This window comes from Haladaptatus caseinilyticus, from assembly GCF_026248685.1.
In the GTDB taxonomy this organism is placed as follows: domain Archaea; phylum Halobacteriota; class Halobacteria; order Halobacteriales; family Haladaptataceae; genus Haladaptatus; species Haladaptatus caseinilyticus.
This window is the reverse complement of record NZ_CP111040.1, coordinates 150,019-171,174: the sequence shown is the minus strand read 5'-3', so window position 1 is coordinate 171,174 and position 21,156 is coordinate 150,019. Positions and strand designations below refer to the sequence as shown.

Annotated in this window: 17 protein-coding genes; 7 read left to right on the top strand and 10 right to left on the bottom strand. The window is 45.7% G+C overall.

Annotated features, from left to right (window positions below; translation table 11 throughout):
- Positions 1–36 precede the first annotated feature (36 nt).
- Positions 37–1,329, bottom strand: a complete 1,293-nt coding sequence (gene aglM / locus OOF89_RS18125) for a UDP-glucose 6-dehydrogenase AglM (protein ID WP_266081618.1) — start codon at positions 1,327–1,329, stop codon at positions 37–39.
- Between the two features lie 86 nt (positions 1,330–1,415).
- Here aglM and aglF point away from each other — a divergent pair, with 86 nt between their 5' ends.
- The gene (aglF, locus tag OOF89_RS18120; RefSeq protein ID WP_266081616.1) at positions 1,416–2,156 is read left to right on the top strand and encodes a UTP--glucose-1-phosphate uridylyltransferase AglF; all 741 of its coding nucleotides are present in this window, start codon (positions 1,416–1,418) and stop codon (positions 2,154–2,156) included.
- 43 nt (positions 2,157–2,199) lie between these two features.
- Here aglF and OOF89_RS18115 read toward each other — a convergent pair whose 3' ends face one another.
- Genes OOF89_RS18115 through OOF89_RS18105 form a run of 3 tightly spaced genes read right to left on the bottom strand, consistent with a single transcriptional unit; the run spans position 2,200 to position 5,543 of the window.
- Positions 2,200–3,297, bottom strand: a complete 1,098-nt coding sequence (locus OOF89_RS18115; RefSeq protein ID WP_266081614.1) for a glycosyltransferase — start codon at positions 3,295–3,297, stop codon at positions 2,200–2,202.
- Positions 3,298–3,319: 22 nt separating this feature from the next.
- Positions 3,320–4,417, bottom strand: coding sequence for a glycosyltransferase family 4 protein (locus tag OOF89_RS18110; protein ID WP_266081612.1), 1,098 nt, complete (start codon positions 4,415–4,417; stop codon positions 3,320–3,322).
- Positions 4,410–5,543, bottom strand: coding sequence for a glycosyltransferase family 4 protein (locus OOF89_RS18105; protein WP_266081610.1), 1,134 nt, complete (start codon positions 5,541–5,543; stop codon positions 4,410–4,412). The genes OOF89_RS18110 and OOF89_RS18105 overlap by 8 nt, the downstream gene beginning before the upstream one ends.
- Before the next feature lie 159 nt (positions 5,544–5,702).
- Here OOF89_RS18105 and OOF89_RS18100 point away from each other — a divergent pair, with 159 nt between their 5' ends.
- Positions 5,703–7,019, top strand: coding sequence for a sulfatase-like hydrolase/transferase (locus tag OOF89_RS18100; protein WP_266081608.1), 1,317 nt, complete (start codon positions 5,703–5,705; stop codon positions 7,017–7,019).
- A gap of 56 nt (positions 7,020–7,075) precedes the next feature.
- Here the strand turns inward: OOF89_RS18100 and OOF89_RS18095 are convergent, their stop codons facing one another.
- The 3 genes from OOF89_RS18095 to OOF89_RS18085 all read right to left on the bottom strand — a co-directional run bounded on the left by OOF89_RS18095 (position 7,076) and on the right by OOF89_RS18085 (position 11,988).
- The gene (locus OOF89_RS18095) at positions 7,076–8,611 is read right to left on the bottom strand and encodes a flippase (RefSeq protein ID WP_266081606.1); all 1,536 of its coding nucleotides are present in this window, start codon (positions 8,609–8,611) and stop codon (positions 7,076–7,078) included.
- Between the two features lie 189 nt (positions 8,612–8,800).
- Positions 8,801–10,231, bottom strand: a complete 1,431-nt coding sequence (locus OOF89_RS18090; RefSeq protein ID WP_266081604.1) for a sulfatase-like hydrolase/transferase — start codon at positions 10,229–10,231, stop codon at positions 8,801–8,803.
- A 206-nt stretch (positions 10,232–10,437) separates the two neighbouring features.
- Entirely contained in the window at positions 10,438–11,988 is a 1,551-nt protein-coding gene (locus OOF89_RS18085; RefSeq protein WP_266081602.1) for an O-antigen ligase family protein, read from the bottom strand.
- A gap of 265 nt (positions 11,989–12,253) precedes the next feature.
- On the opposite strand from OOF89_RS18085, the gene OOF89_RS18080 reads away from it, so the two are divergent.
- Positions 12,254–13,435 (top strand): sulfatase-like hydrolase/transferase, encoded by a 1,182-nt coding sequence (locus OOF89_RS18080; protein WP_266081600.1) that lies wholly within the window; start codon positions 12,254–12,256, stop codon positions 13,433–13,435.
- 37 nt (positions 13,436–13,472) lie between these two features.
- On the opposite strand, the gene OOF89_RS18075 is transcribed toward OOF89_RS18080, so the two are convergent.
- Positions 13,473–14,456: an alkaline phosphatase family protein gene (locus OOF89_RS18075; protein ID WP_266081598.1), complete on the bottom strand. Its 984-nt coding sequence runs from the start codon at positions 14,454–14,456 to the stop codon at positions 13,473–13,475.
- A 239-nt stretch (positions 14,457–14,695) separates the two neighbouring features.
- Here OOF89_RS18075 and OOF89_RS18070 point away from each other — a divergent pair, with 239 nt between their 5' ends.
- A complete protein-coding gene (locus OOF89_RS18070; RefSeq protein ID WP_407661654.1) occupies positions 14,696–15,619 on the top strand; it encodes an NAD-dependent epimerase/dehydratase family protein in 924 nt (307 codons plus the stop codon).
- 432 nt (positions 15,620–16,051) lie between these two features.
- On the opposite strand, the gene glmS is transcribed toward OOF89_RS18070, so the two are convergent.
- On the bottom strand, positions 16,052–17,854 hold the full coding sequence (gene glmS, locus OOF89_RS18065; protein ID WP_266081597.1) for a glutamine--fructose-6-phosphate transaminase (isomerizing): 1,803 nt from the start codon (positions 17,852–17,854) through the stop codon (positions 16,052–16,054).
- A gap of 3 nt (positions 17,855–17,857) precedes the next feature.
- The gene (locus OOF89_RS18060) at positions 17,858–19,033 is read right to left on the bottom strand and encodes a sugar phosphate nucleotidyltransferase (RefSeq protein ID WP_266081595.1); all 1,176 of its coding nucleotides are present in this window, start codon (positions 19,031–19,033) and stop codon (positions 17,858–17,860) included.
- Positions 19,034–19,352: 319 nt separating this feature from the next.
- Here OOF89_RS18060 and OOF89_RS18055 point away from each other — a divergent pair, with 319 nt between their 5' ends.
- From OOF89_RS18055 to OOF89_RS18045, 3 genes are all read left to right on the top strand, one after another.
- Positions 19,353–20,129, top strand: coding sequence for a PHP domain-containing protein (locus OOF89_RS18055; protein ID WP_266081593.1), 777 nt, complete (start codon positions 19,353–19,355; stop codon positions 20,127–20,129).
- 172 nt (positions 20,130–20,301) lie between these two features.
- Positions 20,302–20,706 carry a CBS domain-containing protein gene (locus tag OOF89_RS18050; RefSeq protein ID WP_266081591.1) on the top strand — a complete coding sequence of 135 codons (405 nt, stop codon included), beginning with the start codon at positions 20,302–20,304 and terminating at the stop codon, positions 20,704–20,706.
- A 254-nt stretch (positions 20,707–20,960) separates the two neighbouring features.
- Positions 20,961–21,134, top strand: a complete 174-nt coding sequence (locus OOF89_RS18045; protein ID WP_266081590.1) for a hypothetical protein — start codon at positions 20,961–20,963, stop codon at positions 21,132–21,134.
- Positions 21,135–21,156 lie beyond the last annotated feature (22 nt).

Below are 21,156 nucleotides of genomic sequence, written 5' to 3'. Positions count from 1 at the left end.
GCCTTCAATCAGTCGCCAATCATACTTTGGCGGGATCTACCACGTTAGACCTTCATATACTAATTCTTCTTTGCAATTTATAATATGCCGGCCATCTACCACAATGGGATCGATCATTCGTTCAAACTCATCGTCCAGTGCGGCAAATTCATCCCAATCAGTGACGACGAGTGCAGCGTTCGCACCATCGAGCGCCATCGTCGCTGATTCCGCGTACTCAACATCCGGAAAACGTTCTCGCATATTCTTCATCGCAACTGGATCATAAGCAACGACGTTTGCCCCGCGATCTCGGAGTCCATCGATTACCGGAATTGCTCGCGAATTTCGAATATCGTCAGTTCCAGGTTTGAAGGAGAGACCGAGCACAGCAATCCGTTTGTCTTGTGGAGCAAGGTGTGCTTCAAGTAGATCAAGGAGGCGTTTTGGTTGTTTTTCGTTCACCTCAATGGCAGCCTCAATGAGTGAGGGATCATATCCCGTTTCACGCGCGAATGCGACCAGTGCGGCAGTATCCTTTGGGAAACAACTACCACCCCAGCCAACCCCGCTTTGAAGGAATCGCTCACTAATACGGTCGTCAAAGCCAATGGCATCCATGACCTCATACGTATCCACACCGTATTCCTTACAAATATTTCCAAGTTCGTTGACGAGGCTTACCTTGGTAGCGAGAAAAGCGTTATTCGCGTACTTAATCATCTCTGCCTCTCGGATTCCGGTTTCGACGACCACTGGATCAGATGTCTGGATGAGTGTCTCGAATATTTCAGAAAGGCATTTTGTTGCCCGAGTATTTTCAGCACCGAAAACCAGTTTGTCGGGAACTAAGAAATCGTCGACCGCACTCCCCTCACGCAAGAATTCAGGGTTCATGGCTATGTCAAATTCATCACCTGCGGTCTTGTTCGAAGTCTCCTCTAGAATTGGCGTTAAAATATCCTCTGTGGTTCCGGGAACCACAGTGCTCTTAACTACAATAAGATGATATCCTGATTTCGTTTCCAACGCTTCGCCGAGTGACCGCGCACCGGCCTCAATAATGGATGTGTCAATACTGCCATCTTCTTGTGACGGTGTTGGAAGAGCGAGAAATGTCGCGTCTGTGTTCTCCACCGCAGTGTAACTGGTCGTTCCTCGAAGACGAGAACCGCCGTGCTTGGCAATGAGTTCGTCCAACTTTGGTTCGTGGATAGGTGCCTCACCATTATTGATTCGCTCCACAATATCCTCATCAATGTCAATATTGGTGACGCGGTGACCAAGTTCGGCGAAGCAGGCAGCAGCGGTCGTCCCAACGTATCCGCTTCCGACGATACTAAGATCCATTATCTAATACGTTTCCGCATCTTTCCTTGAGCCTTCGGATGTAACCGAGTCTAAAAGTATTTAGTACTGGCACACTGGGAAAAATTATGAAAGCTGTTGTACTGGCGGCAGGTAAGGGCACGCGTCTTCGACCACTTACGAATGACAAGCCAAAAGGGCTGGTCGAAGTGAATGGCAAGCCCATTGTTACACATTGCTTCGAGCAACTCGCAGAGTTGGGCGCCGACGAATTCGTCGTGGTTGTTGGGTATCGAAAGGAGGACATCATCAGTCACTATGATGACGAGTTCGAAGGCATTCCCATTACCTACGCACATCAGCGTGAACAGAAAGGACTAGCTCATGCTCTATTGACCGTAGAAGAACTCATCAACGACGACTTCATGTTAATGTTAGGTGATAATATTTTCCAGGCGAACTTAGAAGATGTTGTCCGTCGTCAACAGGAAGATCGCGCAGATGCAGCTTTCCTCACCGAAGAAGTGCCATATGAGGATGCTAGTAGGTTTGGCGTCTGTGCTACGAATAGTTATGGCGAGATCACAGACGTGGTCGAAAAACCTGAAGATCCGCCATCGAATCTCGTAATGACTGGCTTTTACACGTTCACACCTGCTATCTTCCACGCCTGTCACCTTGTCCAGCCGTCAAACCGCGGCGAATACGAGATCAGTGAGGCGATTGACTTGCTAATTCAAAGTGGTAGGACGATCGACGCGATTCGTATGGACGGGTGGCGAATCGACGTTGGATATCCCGAGGACCGCGATGAGGCGGAACAAAGACTTGGCGAGGAGGCAAAAATAGTCAATTCAACGGCACAATGACGATGACTAATCCTCACTCATAGCCACCGTCTCAATATCGGCACTATTGTTCTGCTAAGATCTCACGATAGACCTGATCTACCTTTTGGAGCATTGTCTGTTCATTGAACTGCTGTTGAACTCGCTGATAAGCATTGTTACCGTATTCACGTAACAATTCTTGGTTTTCTAACACGCTATTGATTTCATTGGCAAGGCCGTCTGGATTTCTGGGTTCTGTTGTCCGGCCAGTGACTCCGTGTTTACTTACCCAGGGAACGCCCGTTCTAAGATCTGTATTCACTATTGGCGTCTTATATGCCATTGCCTCTAACTGAACAATACCGAATGCTTCACTCGGTTCGACAGAAGGAAGAACGAACAAATCGGCTGCTTCGTAGCAATGAGGGAGATGCTCATCCGGAACGTATCCGAGGAAATGAACCTTATCGTCAACTCCACGTGCAACAGCTCGTTCTTGTAGTGATTCTCGCAATTCACCGTCTCCAGCGATCAGTAGAGTTGCGTCAATGTTAGCCATAGCATCGACAAGATACTCAACCCCCTTGTAGTAGATTAACCGTCCAACGAACAACAATGTGGGGCGATCCGAATCAATCGGTAGATTGGGCGGATCATTGCTTGGGACAGAGTAGTCATCGAGATCGATTGACAGTGGTATAACTGTACATTTTTCTTCGTATGGTGTGAGATGCTCAGAAGATTGAAGCAAGTTCGGCGAGGTCACAATAATTCGATCTGCCTGATCGAGAAACCGGCGTAAGAACGGCCGATAAAATTTCAATGCAGACTGTTGTCGGACGATATCGCTATGATATGTTACGACTATTTTCGCGTCTGCCGCTGGCGTGAGGAAATGTGACGCGACACAGAGCGGATTCGGTAGGTGATAGTGAATAATGTCTGCCTCTCTTTGCATTCGTGCAAGTTGGACAGGGAAGGTCGGGGATGCGGATACAGATAATATTGTTCCAAGGCTACTGGTGCGATTTACTGGTACACTGTTGACTTTCGTTGTTTCTCCAGCTCCCTTTGTTGTCGATGCTAGAACACGCATTCTATACGAAGAGTTTAGCCCTTCCGCAAGCTGCTGGACAACCCGTTCAACACCACCAACGTCCGGGTAGTAGAATTTACTCACTTGGAGTACGTTAGGCGAGTCATTAGACATTCTCGATCACCTCTCGGTATGCGGCAATTGTATCACGTGCTGTCCTCTCCCAGGTGAATTCGGCGGCACGAGAGCGTCCCTGACGCGCAAGTTCCGTGGAGAATGTATCTGAATTAACCACCCGCTCAATGCACTTCGCGATTTCCTCGGGATCATTTGGATCAGCCAACAATGCGGCATCCCCAGCGATTTCTGCCATGGCACCTCGATCCGACGTGATAACTGGTGTTCCGACGTGCATAGCCTCAACAATTGGTAATCCAAATCCTTCGTAGAGTGATGGATACGCTAGTGTTGCGGCGTTCCGATATAGCCAAGTTAGCTCCGGGTCCGAAACGAACCCGAGTGCATGAACGCCAGAAACGTCAGGAAGATCGTTTGAAGCGAACACATCTCGATCCGGTCCGGCAAGCACAAGATCCACCGGATTGCTCACGTTCTCTCGATAATGTCGATACGAACGTACTAACGACTTTAAGTTCTTTCGTGGGTTTGTCGCTCCAACAGAGAGTATAAATCTATCTTCTGACAGGTCGTCGATTATCTTACCAGATCCATTCGGTGGTGTAACACCATTGTACGTCACAAGCGTTTTGCCTGCAGAGCGAGGATAATAATTGGTAATTTCTTCTTGAGCAAATTTGGAGACTGTAAGGAGTCGATCCGACGTTCGGACTGCAAGTGGTGTGAGAATTCGATAGACAGTGGCATATGCTCGCGAAAACCACTCCGGGTGGCTAATTGGTGAGATGTCATGAATCGTCGTTACAAGCGGCGTTCGTGCTATTACTGGTGGCTGCCCAGCTGGCGTGTGAAACACATCAAGATCGTGACGGTCGATTGCTTTCGGAAGAGTTGTTTGCTCCCAGATGTGGGCACGGTGACCACTGTGAGCAGGAGTCGGAACGCCTGCATTGGTGACTGTAGGAAACTCAGTGAATGGTTCTGGGATTGATTCGACGCCGAAAAGAACGTATTCGAAATCATCCTCCTGCTGAACGAGGGCTTCGAGTAATTTATGTGTGTACCGGCTGACGCCAGTTGGATTCGGTTTCGTTAACACTCGCGCATTAATTCCGATTTTATTCATTTGATTCGGGCTCCTTCATTACAATCTCGCGGATTTCTCTTTTGAAGCGATCTCGACTGAACCGTTGTGAAGTTGATGAAAGGGTCTCTCGAACCGCGGTCTGTCGCTCCGCATCTTCGAGTATCGTTTCGATTTTTTCTATCGCGTCGGTGGGAGAGTCATATAGCAGTGTGCTTTCTTCATTCAGAATTTCTCGCTGGCCTCCACTGTTTGGGGCAAATGGAACCATCCCTCCCGCAGCCATCTCAGCAACGACGATTCCAAAATGCTCGTATGGACGACCGTGAAGACCATATCGATGCTCATTTATCAATTCAGTAAGGGAATCATATGCGACAGATCCTTCGAAATGAACGAATTCAAGTTCGGCGGCGCGACGTTTTACGCGATCACAATACTCACCGTCCGTTGTTGGCCCAGCGATATGGAGATGTACATCGTGCCCCCGCTCTCGTAGCTGGGCAACTATCTCAATGTTATTGAGAATCCGTTTACTTGGTCCGATTCGGCCAATCGTCAAAAATCCGTTTTCACGGTCCTCCCAATCTAATTGGGAAAATCGGTCAGTGTGAACAGGTGGATAAACTGTTTTTGGGCGAATGCCGTACGCATCATGGAATGATTCTGCTGTCCAATCCGAATTTGCAAGCAAGCAAATCGAATCGAGTTTCGACCGGTCGACATCTGCGAGTTCGCGACACAGTCTGTCGTATGCTTGCCTTGGGAGTGATTCATTAATAAGCCCAGGATCATCGATGGAGTACTGGGGATGATGAATGTACTCGACTGAGTTGATGTCGAGTGCGAGTTCGTTTTTTGTGCTGATCATTTGATCGAAATCGGCGAGGTTTCGTTTTGCGAATCGAGCGAGTATCGCTGATTGAAGCTTAACAGCCCGATTTCCCGCCCGTTGACAAATTTCAGTTATTGCTTGAGGGACCACTCGTACAGAGAGCTCTCGAACGTTAGTATCGAAATACTGGTTCAACTCGGTAATGTTTGGGCTTATAAGAGTTAGGAGGGTAACATCATTTTCATCTTGAAGAGCTTCGATTACTTGCATGCAGACGTCTTCCGCTCCACCTTTCATTTGTAGATTTGGATGAACGATAGCGATTCTACTCATAGTATGAACCTATTTCAAGCGGAATGCCAAATGTATTATTACCTTTGAGCTGCACGGATATTGCAATGGAGAAAATCAAGCCTCATAAAATAAGGCTTTTGGGCGGAAAAATAGTTAAAGAAGTGTCCAAATGATTGATTTCTAAAAGGAAAATACTATATGACAAACATTGCACTCGTGGTTCTCGATACGTTACGAAAGGATTCGTTTGATAAGCATTTCAATTGGCTACCAGGTCGGCGGTTTGAGCGTGCGTATACCACAGCGAACTGGACCGTGCCCGCACATGCCTCATTATTCACTGGACTGTATCCTAGTGAGGTCGGGGTTCACGCAAAAAATATCTATTGTAACTGTGAAGAATTGACTCTCGCAGAACAATTGGAGGCGGAAGGGTATACTACTAGGGCGTTTAGTGCGAATACGAATATTACCAGCCATTTTAATTTCGATCGTGGTTATAAGGATTTTCGGACACCAGAAAAATTCGAAAAATTCAATCAGGAGGGGATATTTAATTTCCCAAAATTCAGCCGAGAAACAGATAAACATGGATTTAGAAAATACATAGAAGCAGTTCTCGAATGTGTGAGAAGTGAGTCTGATATATTGCCTTCACTCCTTCTCGGAGCAAAATACGCAATTGGAGACAACGAGATGGTTAAGTATGGCGGAGCCCTCGAAGCGTTAAGTGAAATAAATGACATTAACTTTGGAGAGCAGGAATTTCTCTTTCTCAATTTGATGGAAGCTCATGAGCCGTATCAGGCACCAGAAGAGTACATGTCCACCGAGGATCCTGGCCTTACCGAAGCCATCGGTGACCTATCCATTGGTAACGAAAACAACCGAGAACTAATACAACAAGCATATGATGATTGTGCCGCATATCTTTCCGATATTTATCGAAAGATATTCGGTGAACTTCAAGAGGAATTTGACTATATAATTACTCTCTCAGATCACGGTGAAATGCTCGGTGAGTATGATGCGTGGGGTCATGAGCATGGTGTATATCCACAGCTGACGCATGTACCCCTGTGTTTATCGGGTGATGGATTAACTGGAAATGTTAAAAAGCCAGTCAATATCCTTGATGTCCACAAAACTGTTCTCGACGCTGCCGGAATTTCGGAAAGTCAGCGAGGACAGACGCTATTAAGCCCCGTGACCGAACGCGACCGGCTAACTGAATATATAGGCCTTACATCTTGGAGTGAACGGAAGCTGGAAAAGAATGGTCTGGGAGACAAAATCAAAGAGTATGACGAACCACTTAGGGGAGTTGCTGGACCGGTCGATTATTACGGGTTCGAAACTACAAGCGACTTTGTTGAGACAGGAAGTAATCAACAACAGTCTGGGAAAGAACGGCTAGATACATTGATTGATGATTTAAAGACAAAACACGTTGAACAGGATAATGCTGTTCCAGAGGAAGTAGAAGATCGACTCAAGGATTTGGGCTACGCCTGAGTGGACTGTCAAACAGTCAATTTTCACTTTCAATATTTGACGATCGTTCGGTGCGCTTATCCCATGAACCGCTTTGCGAACTTTCTGAGAGGATTCAAATCAACTCCTATTTTGCTCTCAAGCGATCGCAAAAGGGCCAACTCTTCGCTCTCTACTCCGCCAAACCTGAGAATCACTATCGCGTAAAGAGGGCCAAAAAGGATTATACTAGAAATCATTGATACTAATGGCGTCAATGGAAGTTGTTGACTAGTTAAATAAATCCCAATCCAAAGAGCTATTGCAATCAATCCTGGACGGAATACCTCTGCCCGGAATGGATGAATTCCAAGCTCTTTGTTCAAATATATTATATAAATGGAATTCATCGTAATATAACCAATCGTCGTCGCTATTGCCGCACCGACAAAGGAGAACTCCGGAATGAGAAGAATATTGAGCACAGTATTCACACTTGCGACAATAATATTAGCATACATAATCAACTGAGATCGGCCGACCGCCATCAACGTGTTTCCAGTCGGTCCGACAACCGTGTGAGTAAAAAATCCAATTGCCAGGATAGTAAGCGCAAATCCACCGTCGATGTATTCTGGTCCGAATGTCAGCCGAATAATCGGCTGGGGATAGAATGCGAGAACAATGAATATCGGGAGGGTGAAAACAAACACCCACTTGGATACGACGTGATACACCCTGCCCAGTTGTTGGTATTCCCCATTTGATTGCAATTCAGAGATAGTAGGCATAAAGACAAAATTAAACGCGGTTAGTAATATAGTCAATAAATTCGCAAGCGGATAAGCGACATTATATATGCCGACCTCACCCGGCGATGATAAGACACCAAGCATGAATGTGTCTAAGTTAGAGAGAATAATGTTCATAGTTGCCGAAACCATTAGTGGTGCTGAAAAAAGGAGTAGTTCCCGATGCATCGACGCGAACTCAGTGCGTTCTAAGAGAGGGGTCTTTTTCCAAAGGTAAAACAGAGAGAGGGTGGCAGCTAATCCATATGCTCCTGCGTAGGCCCAAGCAATGCCGACACTTTCGAATCCCAAAATAACAGCTGCTGCGATCAGTGCAAACCGGCTTATCGGTAGTGCGATGTTTTCAATGTATACTCTCGGCAGTGCCTCCTGCATTCCCCGTATACTTCCGACAGTAAGACGGACGAAGGCAGCAAATGGGATAGTTATCCCAAAGATTCGGATCACCTCCGTGAGTTCTGGAGTATGAAAAACATCAGATGCAATAACGTCGGCAAAGACTACAATCAGAAGCCCCACCAGGAACGCAATTGGAACGACGATTTGAAATGCGGACATGAGAATTCCGCGCCGTCTATGCCGTTCGTCGTATCGGGGGAGATATCTGCCAATCCCATTGTCGATTCCGACGACAACGAGAACTGATGTAGTCATCATTAGTGTCAGGCCCAGTGAAACACTTCCATAATTAACTTTCCCGAGAAACCGGGCGATTACAACTCGACCAAGAAATCCCAGTCCCATTCTGAAAGCTAATCCAATAATAAGGATACCACTCGAAGTAAGAATCGTCTTAAAGAGTGCATCTGACTTATCAGACATTATACCACCCCAGATCCTTTAGCAGTGGATTATTTTTATCGGCAGACTCTATACGTTTTTCAGTGATTGGCATTAACAACCTGCCATTTTTACTAAAGTTGGTATAGTTACTCGAGCAGCGATATGCCGCCAAACTCTTCGACAACAGTTGACAGCCAAAGGACCGAACAGCTTTCTGTTCCATTGGTTTTAGTCGGCGTAACCGAGCTGTTTTAATTGCTCCATCGTTCCGGAGTCAATTTCGTCATCCGTGGAATCTTCTATTTTTTGGTTTAACCGATAACATTCATCAACCCAGTCGGAAAGTATGGACTCAAATTTCTCACCGATCTCAGGACGAGCTTCGATTAAGTTTTCCTGTTCTTGAGGATCATTTTGAAGGTCATACAGGAGCTTATCTGGTTCACTATAAATTTCGTCAAATAAACTGTCCTTAAGTACCTTCAGTATGTATTTTTTGCCAGATAGCTCTTTTCTGTGTGCATACATTTTTCTCAGCACATCGAAGAAAGGTGGACGATTTATTTCTATGTATTTCCAACGATTATCCCGGACTGCTTGGTACGATGGTGAGAAATCCCATGTCTGTGTTTCAGCGAAAACACATCGATCTGTCTCAGTATTCCCGAACGGAGGAATTTTTTGACCCTGCATATGATCCACTTGAGGGTCGATTCCAACAATGTCGAGGATTGTGGGACATACGTCTATAAGAGAAACTGGTTCAGTCACCTCCATCCCCCTCTGTGTGAACTCTTTCGGCGGTTTGATGATCAACGGAACACTGAGTACCTCATCGTGGGGACACGACCCATGGAAGATGTGATCATGCTCATAGTATGCTTCACCATGATCTCCGAGCACAATGATTAAGCTTTCCTCGTATTCTCCGTTGCTTTTCAATTCGTCAATAATATTACCAAATTGCTCGTCCGTGTATTTTATTTCGCAGTCGTAAAGGTCCTGTAGTCGTTTTATATCTGCACTCGAAAACTCGTTTGGTAGTGATTCAAAACTCCCATCGATTGGTCCACTGTATTCTTCGTCAAGAAAGTCTCGGTGAGTTTCCGGTGGGTCCAGTGGCATATGTGGGTCAATACTCCAAGCAAAAGAGAATAGATCATGATCGGCTTGTTGTATTATTGGTACAAGTTGGTCTGTAATATCTTCAGCACGTGGCAGCGCAATCTCTTCTTGTTCTTCGTGGAGAAGTTTTTCTCGGTCGGTGGACGTGCGTCGCCTCTTCTGGATGATTTCTTCATCTTTATATATGTCATGGTATGAGTCAAATCCAATATTGTAGCCAAGAGCGCTCGAGACATTCCCCATAGTTGATACACCAACAGTCTCGAAGCCTGATTCGGAGAGGTACTGTGGAAGACGTTTAAGATTCGACGGAAAGATATTATCTCGGTGTCGCACTCCATGTGTCGATGGATAAGACCCTGTGAGAAGCGAGACACTGACTGGTCTCGTCCAAGTGGCAGGGGTAGAACACTCCGTATACCGAATGCCATCAGCAGCAACTGAATCAATATTTGGTGTCGTTTCTCGCGAGTATCCATAGCTCGAAACGTGATCGCTACGGAGGCAATCGATTACATAAAGGAGGACGTTCATACACTGTATGACCGGATGAAGGAATTGCGGTAAAATCTATCGGTATTCACCAACCATCTCCAACAACAATTATGATTCTGCAAAAAAGTAATATATCTTTATACCTATAGTGATAAAACATAAAATTCTTCTTTTCTAATTTTATTTGATTAATTTAGATGAGCGGGAGTTTAGATTGGATAGCTTATTATTCCTATAGATGGTAGTTACTCATCTAATTTCGGAGCTACGAGGGCACCTGCCAGTGCCCAAAAAGTGAATATTGCTGGGGTACGGACAAATCCAGAACGAAGATTCAATGTGGCAATATAACCAATCAACCCTGCAACGGCCCCGATGATCAGAATATCACCAGTTTGATTGAATCGGCGCCACGAAGTCACTAAGACACCACAGAGAGCAGCTGAATACAATAAAAATCCCGGAAAACCGGTTTCAGCAAGGAGCATAACAAAGATGTTATGCATTTCATGTGGATCATTAAATCCATATCCTTCAGCAATATAAGCAAAATTTACTCCACCAATTCCAAAGATTGGATGTTGTAAGAACAAATCAAGTCCAATAACGTACATCCAAATTCTGATAGCTAGGTTTGACGCATCAAATCCCGGTATGTGAATGGTTTTTACGAAATCTACGGCATCACCAGGCGAGAGATAGCTGAGTGCATATTGGTCACTTCTTTTAGGAATTGGTTCAAACCAGAGTTTACCTCGACTAGAACGACGAAGTTTTCCTATTAAAACGGAAGTGAATGCTAACAAACTCCCAAGAACACCGAACAGACGAACTGCAAGTTTAGATGGGTTTTTGCCTTCCAAGAAACCTACCTGATTTGCGAGCCATATACACCCAAGAACTCCTATACCGACAATAAGGCCACCACGACTTGCATCCCATGCCGTAAATCGAACCGTGATAATCAAAAACAATATCATCAGTAGTGAAGTGCTCCGTTCGAGCCCATTAGATTGGTAAGCATACGTTATCAAAATAGGACAAATCATAACACAAAGACTCGCGAATGCTGCACCACCAGCCAACCCGCTCACGTAGGGACCTGTTTGATAGGCACCAAGCAATCCAAAAGAAATTGAATCAACTACTCTGGTACTTTCTCCAAGATGCGAGATCCCAAATGGACCTTTATTGATGATCTGAGCCATGCCGAGAAGTACGTGCCAGACTACAGTGATTCCAAGAACCCCAATTGTGGAACGTCGCGAAAGTATGCCATCCAATATTAATCGCGAAACAAGAACGAAAATAAGAGTGAACTGAATAGCATATACCGCGAACCAAACAGCCATATCGACCCGAGGACCTGCAATGAAAGGAAGTGAAACAACTGTCCAAACGGCAAAGCTTCCCAAGAGCAGATGTGCTACTAAAACGTGATTTCGTGACCATGTTCGGAGAGCGTAAATGGCGAAAATCCCAACCAATGGAATCTGATAAAGCCAAATTTGAGGGCCAATTCCTCCAACAATATCTGTAGAGAGGGGAACATTAGCAGCAGTCGTCATTAAGACGAGAAGTGAGACTGCTAGTCCTTGTAAAATTGATTCTATGGCTATGCAATACAATCCATACAAAGCGAGGACGAAACCAAGCGCGATGAATAGGGGCAATGGGGCACTTAATATCTCAAAAACCATTCCAAGAATGGGTGTGAAAACGAAGACACCGATGTTGAGCAACACTGCAAGTCCGTACTCGTTTAAAGATTGTTTGTTTCTGGCAATTTCAAACAACGTATATCGTACACATCATCGAGTGACCTTAAATGGCATCAAATACGATTGTATGCCCAAATTGCAACAATAGTTGACTTCTTAGAAGACATAGGAAAAACAATATCGAAGATGTGTGGAAAAGATAATATCCAAACTCACCTCGACATTTGATGGAAATAGTAGGAATTATGCAACGATAGACAATCTTGTTAACAAATAATGGAAAAATAATTCTATTAAACTCACACTACTTTTTTATATTCGTAGTTAGTCGTCTATTCCAATGCTACAAGACCTAGATGTCGATAATGTCTTCATTTATATTGCAGATGCAGTTCGGTGGGATTTTGTCCCTGATAGCATTATGAATAATGGCATTGGTGTAAAAACGATCGCAGGCGGAATTCATTCACCGACGAGTATTGCGAGTATCGCTTCGGGAACATACTTACCGCAGCATAATGTGGCACAATTCACTGATGCACTTCCAAACGATGTGCCAAACTTACTTGATGCTTCCTTATCAACGGCTTTCATCAACTCAATTAATGATGTTCGGTTCGAGCCCAGTGAACACAGTCTTATTGCAAACACTCTGAATACAAGCGTCCAGTCTCCGGATATTCTCTCATCAATCGAACCGTCGTTTTTCATTTTAGAACGTGGACCGGGTGGCCATGCACCGTATGGCGATTTCAACGGAGATGGGTGGGAATATTTCGAGGCACGTGGAGCATCACCTCGCGAACAATTTGCCTCGGAGTACAGAAGAGCAGTTGAAAAGGATAAACAATGGTTTGAAAAGCGAGTTGAAACGCTCGAAGAGCGAGGATTACTCGACGACACACTGGTGATATACACAAGTGACCACGGGGAACTACTTGGAGAAGCAGGGATGCTTGGACACAGTCCCCCGATTCATCCACGGCATGTGTATGTTCCAACAGTATTCATGCACCCAGAAATTGGACAAAAAACAATCACCAACCGAGTACTCAGGCATATGGATCTTGCTCCGACTATCGCGTCTCTACTTGAAATTGAGCTCACGTCACCGATTAAGCCAATAGGACGCGATCTCACTAAAGAAAGTTTAGCGGATCATGGAGAATCGTTCCATACGATGAAAAAATCGACACCCTTGGGCGAGTACGAAGTTTCTTACGAATCATCATGGTCTTCAAATGGTGGACACGTCTTTCCAAAATCAAGTCGAAAACATCGGGTTCCGTTAGCACTATATCAATTAGCAAGAGTCCCATGGCGAAAACATGCTCAACAAAATGTTAGACAATATCTCCAATCCCATCTACAAAACTCACGTGTTCACTGGGCTCCAGAAATGTCTCCACAAGAGGCAAAACAAAACATCGACAATGTGAAAAAGAAAGGAGCAACACAAAATAGACGACAAGCCGAGGATGTCGCGAAAGAGTCGCTCCGGAACCTGGGCTACATTGAATAAATCGAGTTAGAAAATCCGATACACGCTGTTTTGATATTTAGCTGAGATATCCAAGGTCTTCTAGCCGGGATGTGACACTCGAATCTGACTCTCCTTGATCTGATGAATCCGGATAGTCACATACACCTTTGACTACGGCCCATGGAACAGTTCTAATATACGGATGTTCAATGCGTGGATGTTCATAAGCCCAATACTCACCCAGTGCCTCACCGTGATCACCCATAATCACAATGTTTTCAATTTCTGTCTCAATTACCAATCGGCGCACTTCGCGCAATGCTCGATGTAGATTGCTTTCGTACACTGCGCGTAACTCTTCCTGGGTTAGATCGCCAAATTTCACCTGCTGCCAGACAGGCACGTCAACCGGTTCGCCCTCCCATGGTCGAGAGGATTCATCGTTCGTATGACCGAGAAGTGATTGTCGTCCAATAAACGGCGCATGTGGTTGAAAGTAATGAGCTACCAATCTGTTCTTGTCTGTTTCGAGAGCGGCATCAGTAACTGCCTTTGGTGGTGTGATGCCAATACTTTCATCCCACGACTCGCGCCATACGTCCCGAATATTGGAAATATGCTCCGATGGAACATACCCTCCATAAAGTTGAGAAAGGGTATCCTGATCATACTCTGATCTAGAATCACTGTTAACAGGAGTTGCTGCACTAATATATTCGACGTCTTCATATTCACCGCTCCAGCAGCGTGATACATACTCGAATGTATTCCTCCCCTCACTGCGAACGGGCTCAATTGAATCGAACGTTAGATACTCTGGCGCAATATTTTTAAAGAAATCGTATCGGCACGCATCAAGAACAATAAGGAGATATTCTTCTTCTTGCCGAAGCAAGCGAACGCGCTCACCTTGTCCCGCTAAATCCTTAGTTTTCCAGTTCGAATGAATTCCCGCAGGGATTGATCCGATGAATTCCTTAATTTTGTACGTCGCTTTTTCTGGACTCTTTACAGCTTTTGATGCTAACTGAGCGTATTTTGAGATATTTCCTGAATCCATAATTTCTCGGTGGTAGTAGCCTCTACGAAGGCTACTTTAAAAATCACTGTGTAATAAGCGGAATATGTGGTTTTTTATGATAGAATTCGATGATTTGGAACACATTAAAAATTATATAATGGGAGAGGGTGATTGTGGATATTAGTACAGCGGTTTTCAATATATTTAAAAAATATCAATTAATTCGACCGGTCAATATAAGTCCCACCTCTGAGTCGACTAAAAATAGCGTGGTTCAAATGCAACTGACAGACAAGCGAATCCTCGTTACGGGCGGTGCGGGTTTCATCGGATCGAATGTTGCAAATAATCTTGCTGGCGAAAACGACGTCATTGTCGTCGACGATGGATATCTCGGCACACCTGAAAATCTTGACGACGCTGTCGAATTCCACGAGCAGAGTGTGCTCGACAAAGACCTTCCAACAGATGTCGATGTCGTGTTCCATCTGGCAGCGCTCTCCTCCTATAAGATGCACGAAGAGAACCCAACAAAGGGTGCTCGCGTAAATATCGAAGGGTTCGTCAATACGGTTGAACAAGCACGTGATGACGGCTGTGATACCGTTGTGTATGCCTCTACCTCCTCTATTTATGGAAATCGGACAGAACCCTCACCAGTTACAATGGACGTAACAGTCAATACTGGATATGAAGCGTCGAAACTCGGGCGAGAAAAGTACGCAGAATACTTCGCCAACCACTATGATATGAATATCGCGGGGATGCGTTTCTTCTCAGTGTATCAGGGTTACGGTGGTGCAGAAGAGCACAAAAAAGAATATGCGAATGTCATCGCCCAATTTGCTGACGACATGGCGAAAGGTGAGGCACCTGTTCTATTTGGAGACGGAACACAAACGCGTGACTTTACTCACGTCGACGATATCGTACGAGGGCTTGTCCTCGCAGCAGAGAATCAACTAACCGGTATTTACAACCTCGGTACGGGAGAACAGATCTCGTTCAACGATCTTGTCGAGTTGCTCAACGAGGAACTTGATACAGATATTGAACCAGAGTACATCGAAAACCCAATTCCCGATTCCGTGTATGTCCATGACACAATGGCGGACTATTCCGAAATCAACGCAGCAACTGGTTGGGAGCCTAAAATAACACTTCGCGATGGATTGGAGTCGGTTTGCGAACAGTATAAATAGACGATAAAACACGTTGCTATTTATTCTATCATCTTTTGTAGCATGAATTACATCTATATGGGATTAGGTTATGCATTATAGGAAATAAGTCTGATTAAAGAACATTATAAATAGACCATAATAATACCATGGTGAGACGCATGTCAGACATATACCAATATAATGCAAAAATACATATATCAGCACACCTGGTACGAATAAAATATGGCTCGAAATACCACACCCACAAATGAGCTTGGACAACCTATCTGTGGACGAACTGACTCCGAGTCTGGCTCAATGTGCCAATGCGTTGTTCCATTTCCGGGCAGACCGTGTCCACTGCATCGACGTGAATAATGGATTTTCCCTTGAACACTATTATCGGACAACAATGATTGACGGCTGAAAATCGGCTAATTTGGCGTTAATTATACTAAATAAGCAATCGAGCTACTCGACAGTAACGCTTTTCGCGAGATTTCGGGGCTTATCGATGGATCGGTCTTTTTGATCCGCAACATGATACGCAAACAATTGCAGATATACGTTTGCGACAACGGGTTCCATTAAACCCACTTCTGGAACCCTGAACGTAATATCGAATACTGGATTCGGATCTATCTCTGATGTGACACCAATCACGGGGGCACCTCGCGATTCGACTTCTTTGACGTTATGTAATGTGTCTTCAGCATTCGTGCCTTCGGTCAAAATGGCGAGAACGGGAGTATTCTCTGTAACAAGTGCCAATGGTCCATGTTTGAGCTCTCCGCCAGCAAACCCTTCTGCATGGTCATAAGAAATCTCTTTGAGTTTCAATGCCCCTTCTAACGAAACTGGATGACCGTATCGCCGACCGATGAAAAAGAATGCATCGCTGTTCGCGAACTCTTCTGCTGTTTCACGTACTGTAGATTCCGCATCAAGCACTTGTTGGATCGCACCTGGAACAGCAGATAACTCCTTTAGTATGGTGGATGCCTGGCTTGATGCAAGTGAATTGCGTTGTCGACCGAGGTAGACAGTTAGAAGTGTGAGTGTTATCACCTGTGAGGCAAATGTTTTGGTTGCTGCTACTCCAATCTCAGGGCCAGATCGGATATACACCGTATCGTTGGCTTCACGAGCCATCGTCGACCCGACCGTGTTTGTCACCGCAATTGTCCGTGCACCTGCGCCATCTGCCTTTCTGAGTGCACGTAATGTATCAGCAGTTTCACCACTTTGAGTAACTGCAATCACCAATGTTCGCCACGGATCACGATTCGCACGGAACTCATATTCGCTCGCAATATGAACCGAAACACGGATGTCTGCATGTTGCTCTAATAATTCGGCGGCGTAGAGACCAGCGTAGTAGGACGTTCCACAGGCAATTATCTGGATCTCATCGATTGATTTGCAGTACTCTTCTGATAGATCTAGATCTAAATCAACCGTTCCAGAAAGTTCATTAATACGACCAGAAAGAGCTTGACGGACTGCGTGTGGCTGTTCATGGATTTCTTTGCGCATATAGTGATCATACCCACCTTTTTCGGCGGCATCAGCGTTCCACTCCACAGTTTGTTTCTCACGTTCAACATGCTCATCACCATTTGCGATTGTCACGCTGTCTGCTTTGATGTGCGCGATGTCACCATCTTCCAGGAAGGTAACCGTCTGAGTGTGTTCAATGAACGCCGTGACGTCACTCCCAAGAAAGGTTGCATCCGCAGCATGGCCGATGACGAGCGGACTATCTTGGCGGGCAGCAATGATCCCATCAAAGCCAACAGCAGTGACTGCAATTGCGAAGCTTCCACTGAGCATCGAAACAACATTTTCGACAGCATCTCGAAGTTGGACCCCGTTTTTGAGTTCGTCTTCAATAAGATGTGCAATGACTTCTGTGTCAGTCTCACTCGTAAACGTGTGAGAATCACGAAGCTCCTGTTTGAAGGTCTCGTAATTATCGATAATGCCGTTATGGACGACTGCAACTTGTTCCGTGCAATCTGAATGGGGGTGAGCGTTTGCGTCCGTGGGCGCCCCATGCGTACTCCAGCGTGTATGGCCAATTCCACAGGAAGCATTTGGTATTGATGGAACCGTCAAATCGTCTATTTGCCCGCTTTGTTTATGGATGTGAAGAACGTCATCAAGGAGGGCAATACCTGCTGAGTCATACCCACGATACTCTAAATTCTTCAAGCTCTTTGTAACAATCGCTGAACAATCACCGTCGCCGACATAGCCTGTTATTCCACACATGAATTAGCCTCGTTGTATAAACGCGTTGTCTGCAATTTGTCCACTAACTACTGTTCCGCTATCCGCAGTCACACTCTCACCGATAATGGTTCCTGGATTTATTGTAACATTTCCTCCAAGACGGGCGTTGTCACCAATGAGCCCACCGAACACCACATCATGATGGACTTGACCATCAAGTGTGACATCGACACTACCTCCTTCGATGGTGGTATTTACTCCGATGGTAGCATTTGCTCCGATTACACAGTTTCGGATGACTGCACCCGGGCGAATGGTGGCATCAGGAAAAACAACAGCATCTTCGATAACGGCATTCGCGCCGACTGAGACATTCTCGCCAAGTGACGTACCCCGAAAAACAGCTGCACCTGACTGGATAGATACGTCCTCATCTAACACCACATCATCGTGTACAGCAGCGTTCGATGCGATGTAAACAGACTCCGGAATTTCAGAGCCATCAGTGGATCGTTGTTGGTCCAAAATATAGTTGTTGAGCCAGAGAAGGTCCCATGGATAGGACACATCTCCCCAAATGCCGCTACATTGGACAGCACGAAGTGGACGAATTGCGGATTGTGTCTGAAGCGTAGTCGTCAATTCTTGCTCGCCGTAGCTCTCAGTATCGCGAATTGCCGAGAAGATTTCTGGACCAAATGCGTAGACACCAGCATTAATCTGTCTTGATGAGGTCGCTCCTCGGTTTGGCTTTTCAATGAGGTCAGTAACGATTTGACCATCTAGCTCAACTACACCGAATCTGTTTGGGGTTTCAACGCGCGTCACGGCAAGACACGATTGCTCGGTTTCTCTGCGTTCGTCAATCAGGTCTTCAACAACACGTGATTCGATATGGCGGTCGCCATTCAACGTGATGAAATCAGATTCGATGAAAGGTTCAGCTTGGAGGAGGGCGTGGCCGGTGCCGATTTGTTTCTCCTGAACAGCATATGTAATATCCACATTCCAGCGGTCACCATCGCCAAAGTGGTTTTGAATTCGCTCACGTTGGTATCCAACGACAAGGATGATTTCATTGACACCCGCTGCGGAAACTGCCTCAACGACAGATTCGAGCAATGGTTTGTTCCCAATCGGGAGCATCGGTTTTGGGCGACGGTTAGTGAGGGGTCTGAGTCTTGATCCCTCACCCGCAGCGAGAATAACCGCTTTCATTATAAAACACGTTTTTTCGACAGGGTATAATTCTTATCATATATCAGCCATCCAATTCGTTTTGAGGATTGTGCTAGTTTCATCTCGCACCCAATCTAGCATTTATTAGTGTAATTTGTTAGCGGCATAGGCTTATCGTGGGCTGGTTTTGTATACACCGCATCCACTGATTCGTCATCCAATTATCGAATGGTCTGATCAAAATTTTCGCCTTAAGTTAAATAGATCACAGAATCTAAGAATTCTAAAGGTCCGTTTCAGGTGTTTCGCTTTTAGGTGGGCGGTAGTGATAAGTTCCCGAAACGAGACCAAATACTCAATGTATGATTTTCATACCCACTCGAATTACTCGGATGGACAGTTCCTTTTTCGAATGGTTCGCGCAGCTGAGCAAGCCGGGTTAGACGGCATTGGTTTCACAGATCACTGCAACGTTTCGTCGCGGGCACAGGCTAAAGATGCTCGCGCTGCACGAGGGTTCAACCTCGACCGAACATACGAGCGACGGCGACGTGCTATCGACCATCTCCAAGAGGAGTCCGAAATAGCGATATACGATGCGGTCGAGATGGATTATGATCCCCGAGACGAAGACGAGATTCGAGCATTCCTCTCCGACGCTGATTTCGACTACACCATTGGGAGCGTCCACGATGTGATGGGCACGAACGTTCAGGTCGCATCAGCCTTTGAGAACAAATCCACCGATGAGCGTACAAAAGTCGTCGACCGGTACTTCGACCAACTTGTCGCGCTCATCGACTCAGAATTGTTCGACATCGCAGCCCACATCGATTTATTGGAACGAACATTGCCCCTTCGCGGACGAGCCACCGAAGCTCATTATCACTCGGTGGCGGAGGCATTTACCGACTCGCGGACGATTCCAGAGATTAACGTCGGGCGAGCACTCACTGATGAGATTGTTCATCCACAGAGTTCATTTTTGGAGATACTCCGAGAACACAATGTTTCGTTTACTGTTGGCACTGATTCTCACCGCCCAGATGAGGTAAACACACGTGTCGATGTTCTCGAGAACGTACTGTCGGAGTACGGTATCAAACCCGTGAGGCCGGTCGCCAAAAATCACTGAGGATGCTGTGTTTTAATCGTCGGTCCACAAATCGCGGTCTCACATCAGCTCTATATCTCACCATTCGACACTGAACAGTCCCGTAGTACCCTCCAATCAAGAGCTTACGTAGCGTCAAGAACCAGGTCTGAACGGAGACAACTCTTATGGTTGTTCCTAGATATCATTATCCATGGAAGATGTCCTCGTTGGACGAATTATGTCTACCGACCTGCATACCGTTTCGCCAGAAACGCTCGTAGAAGAGACAGCACAAAAAATGCTCAAAAACGAAATTGGCTCGGTTGTCGTCGTTGGGAGTGATAACCAGCTTATTGGTATAATGACAACTACCGATTTTGTCAACGTCGTCGCCGAGAAACAACCGAAAGACGAGACACCTGTCAAGACCTACATGACGACTGATGTGGTTACTGCGACAGCACAGGAATCCATCCGTGACGTCGCGGACACGATGCTCAAACACGGGTTCCATCACATGCCCGTCGTGGACGAAACCGAGGGAGTCATTGGGATGATATCAACGACAGATCTTGCCGCGTACATTTCACACGTCCAGACACCGAGTCCATCGTAAGCCGAGCGAAGAGACAACAGACACATCACCTTTGAATGTGATTGTTTTGTAGAATATGGACGTTGAATTGGAGTGTTAGGATCCTGATGATATATGGTTATTTGGTTCGTTTGAAGCCGCCAAAGCGTTTGGAGTAAGCAGGCCAAGTGTGCAAACTACGAAGTACACGGTACTACAGAAAATAACAGACGCGAAAATCAAAGCGTACCAAGAGATCGATAAACGTAAACAAAAAGGGAGGTCTATGAGCCTGCATGTACCGACACGGCCATCTCGGCATCACACTTCTCATTCTTGCGCCGATTTCCTATGCACTTGTCCAAAATGGTCAGTTCGTAATTGCTGGGTTGCTCGTGTTTGGCGTCTTCATCATCGAACCACTCCTCGATATAACCATTGAGTACCCGGACTCTCACACCGTGGTGTGAGTCACTCACTGCTGACCGCTGG

Bases quoted from the DNA above. Each gene is read 5' to 3' on its own strand.
- OOF89_RS18095 (WP_266081606.1), bottom strand. From the start codon at position 8,611: ATGTCTGATAAGTCAGATGCACTCTTTAAGACGATTCTTACTTCGAGT.
- aglM (WP_266081618.1), bottom strand. From the start codon at position 1,329: ATGGATCTTAGTATCGTCGGAAGCGGATACGTTGGGACGACCGCTGCT.
- OOF89_RS18055 (WP_266081593.1), top strand. From the start codon at position 19,353: ATGTATGATTTTCATACCCACTCGAATTACTCGGATGGACAGTTCCTT.
- OOF89_RS18075 (WP_266081598.1), bottom strand. From the start codon at position 14,456: ATGGATTCAGGAAATATCTCAAAATACGCTCAGTTAGCATCAAAAGCT.
- OOF89_RS18045 (WP_266081590.1), top strand. From the start codon at position 20,961: ATGTACCGACACGGCCATCTCGGCATCACACTTCTCATTCTTGCGCCG.
- aglF (WP_266081616.1), top strand. From the start codon at position 1,416: ATGAAAGCTGTTGTACTGGCGGCAGGTAAGGGCACGCGTCTTCGACCA.
- OOF89_RS18100 (WP_266081608.1), top strand. From the start codon at position 5,703: ATGACAAACATTGCACTCGTGGTTCTCGATACGTTACGAAAGGATTCG.
- OOF89_RS18090 (WP_266081604.1), bottom strand. From the start codon at position 10,231: ATGAACGTCCTCCTTTATGTAATCGATTGCCTCCGTAGCGATCACGTT.
- OOF89_RS18070 (WP_407661654.1), top strand. From the start codon at position 14,696: ATGCAACTGACAGACAAGCGAATCCTCGTTACGGGCGGTGCGGGTTTC.
- OOF89_RS18080 (WP_266081600.1), top strand. From the start codon at position 12,254: ATGCTACAAGACCTAGATGTCGATAATGTCTTCATTTATATTGCAGAT.
- OOF89_RS18050 (WP_266081591.1), top strand. From the start codon at position 20,302: ATGGAAGATGTCCTCGTTGGACGAATTATGTCTACCGACCTGCATACC.
- OOF89_RS18110 (WP_266081612.1), bottom strand. From the start codon at position 4,417: ATGAATAAAATCGGAATTAATGCGCGAGTGTTAACGAAACCGAATCCA.
- OOF89_RS18105 (WP_266081610.1), bottom strand. From the start codon at position 5,543: ATGAGTAGAATCGCTATCGTTCATCCAAATCTACAAATGAAAGGTGGA.
- glmS (WP_266081597.1), bottom strand. From the start codon at position 17,854: ATGTGTGGAATAACAGGCTATGTCGGCGACGGTGATTGTTCAGCGATT.
- OOF89_RS18060 (WP_266081595.1), bottom strand. From the start codon at position 19,033: ATGAAAGCGGTTATTCTCGCTGCGGGTGAGGGATCAAGACTCAGACCC.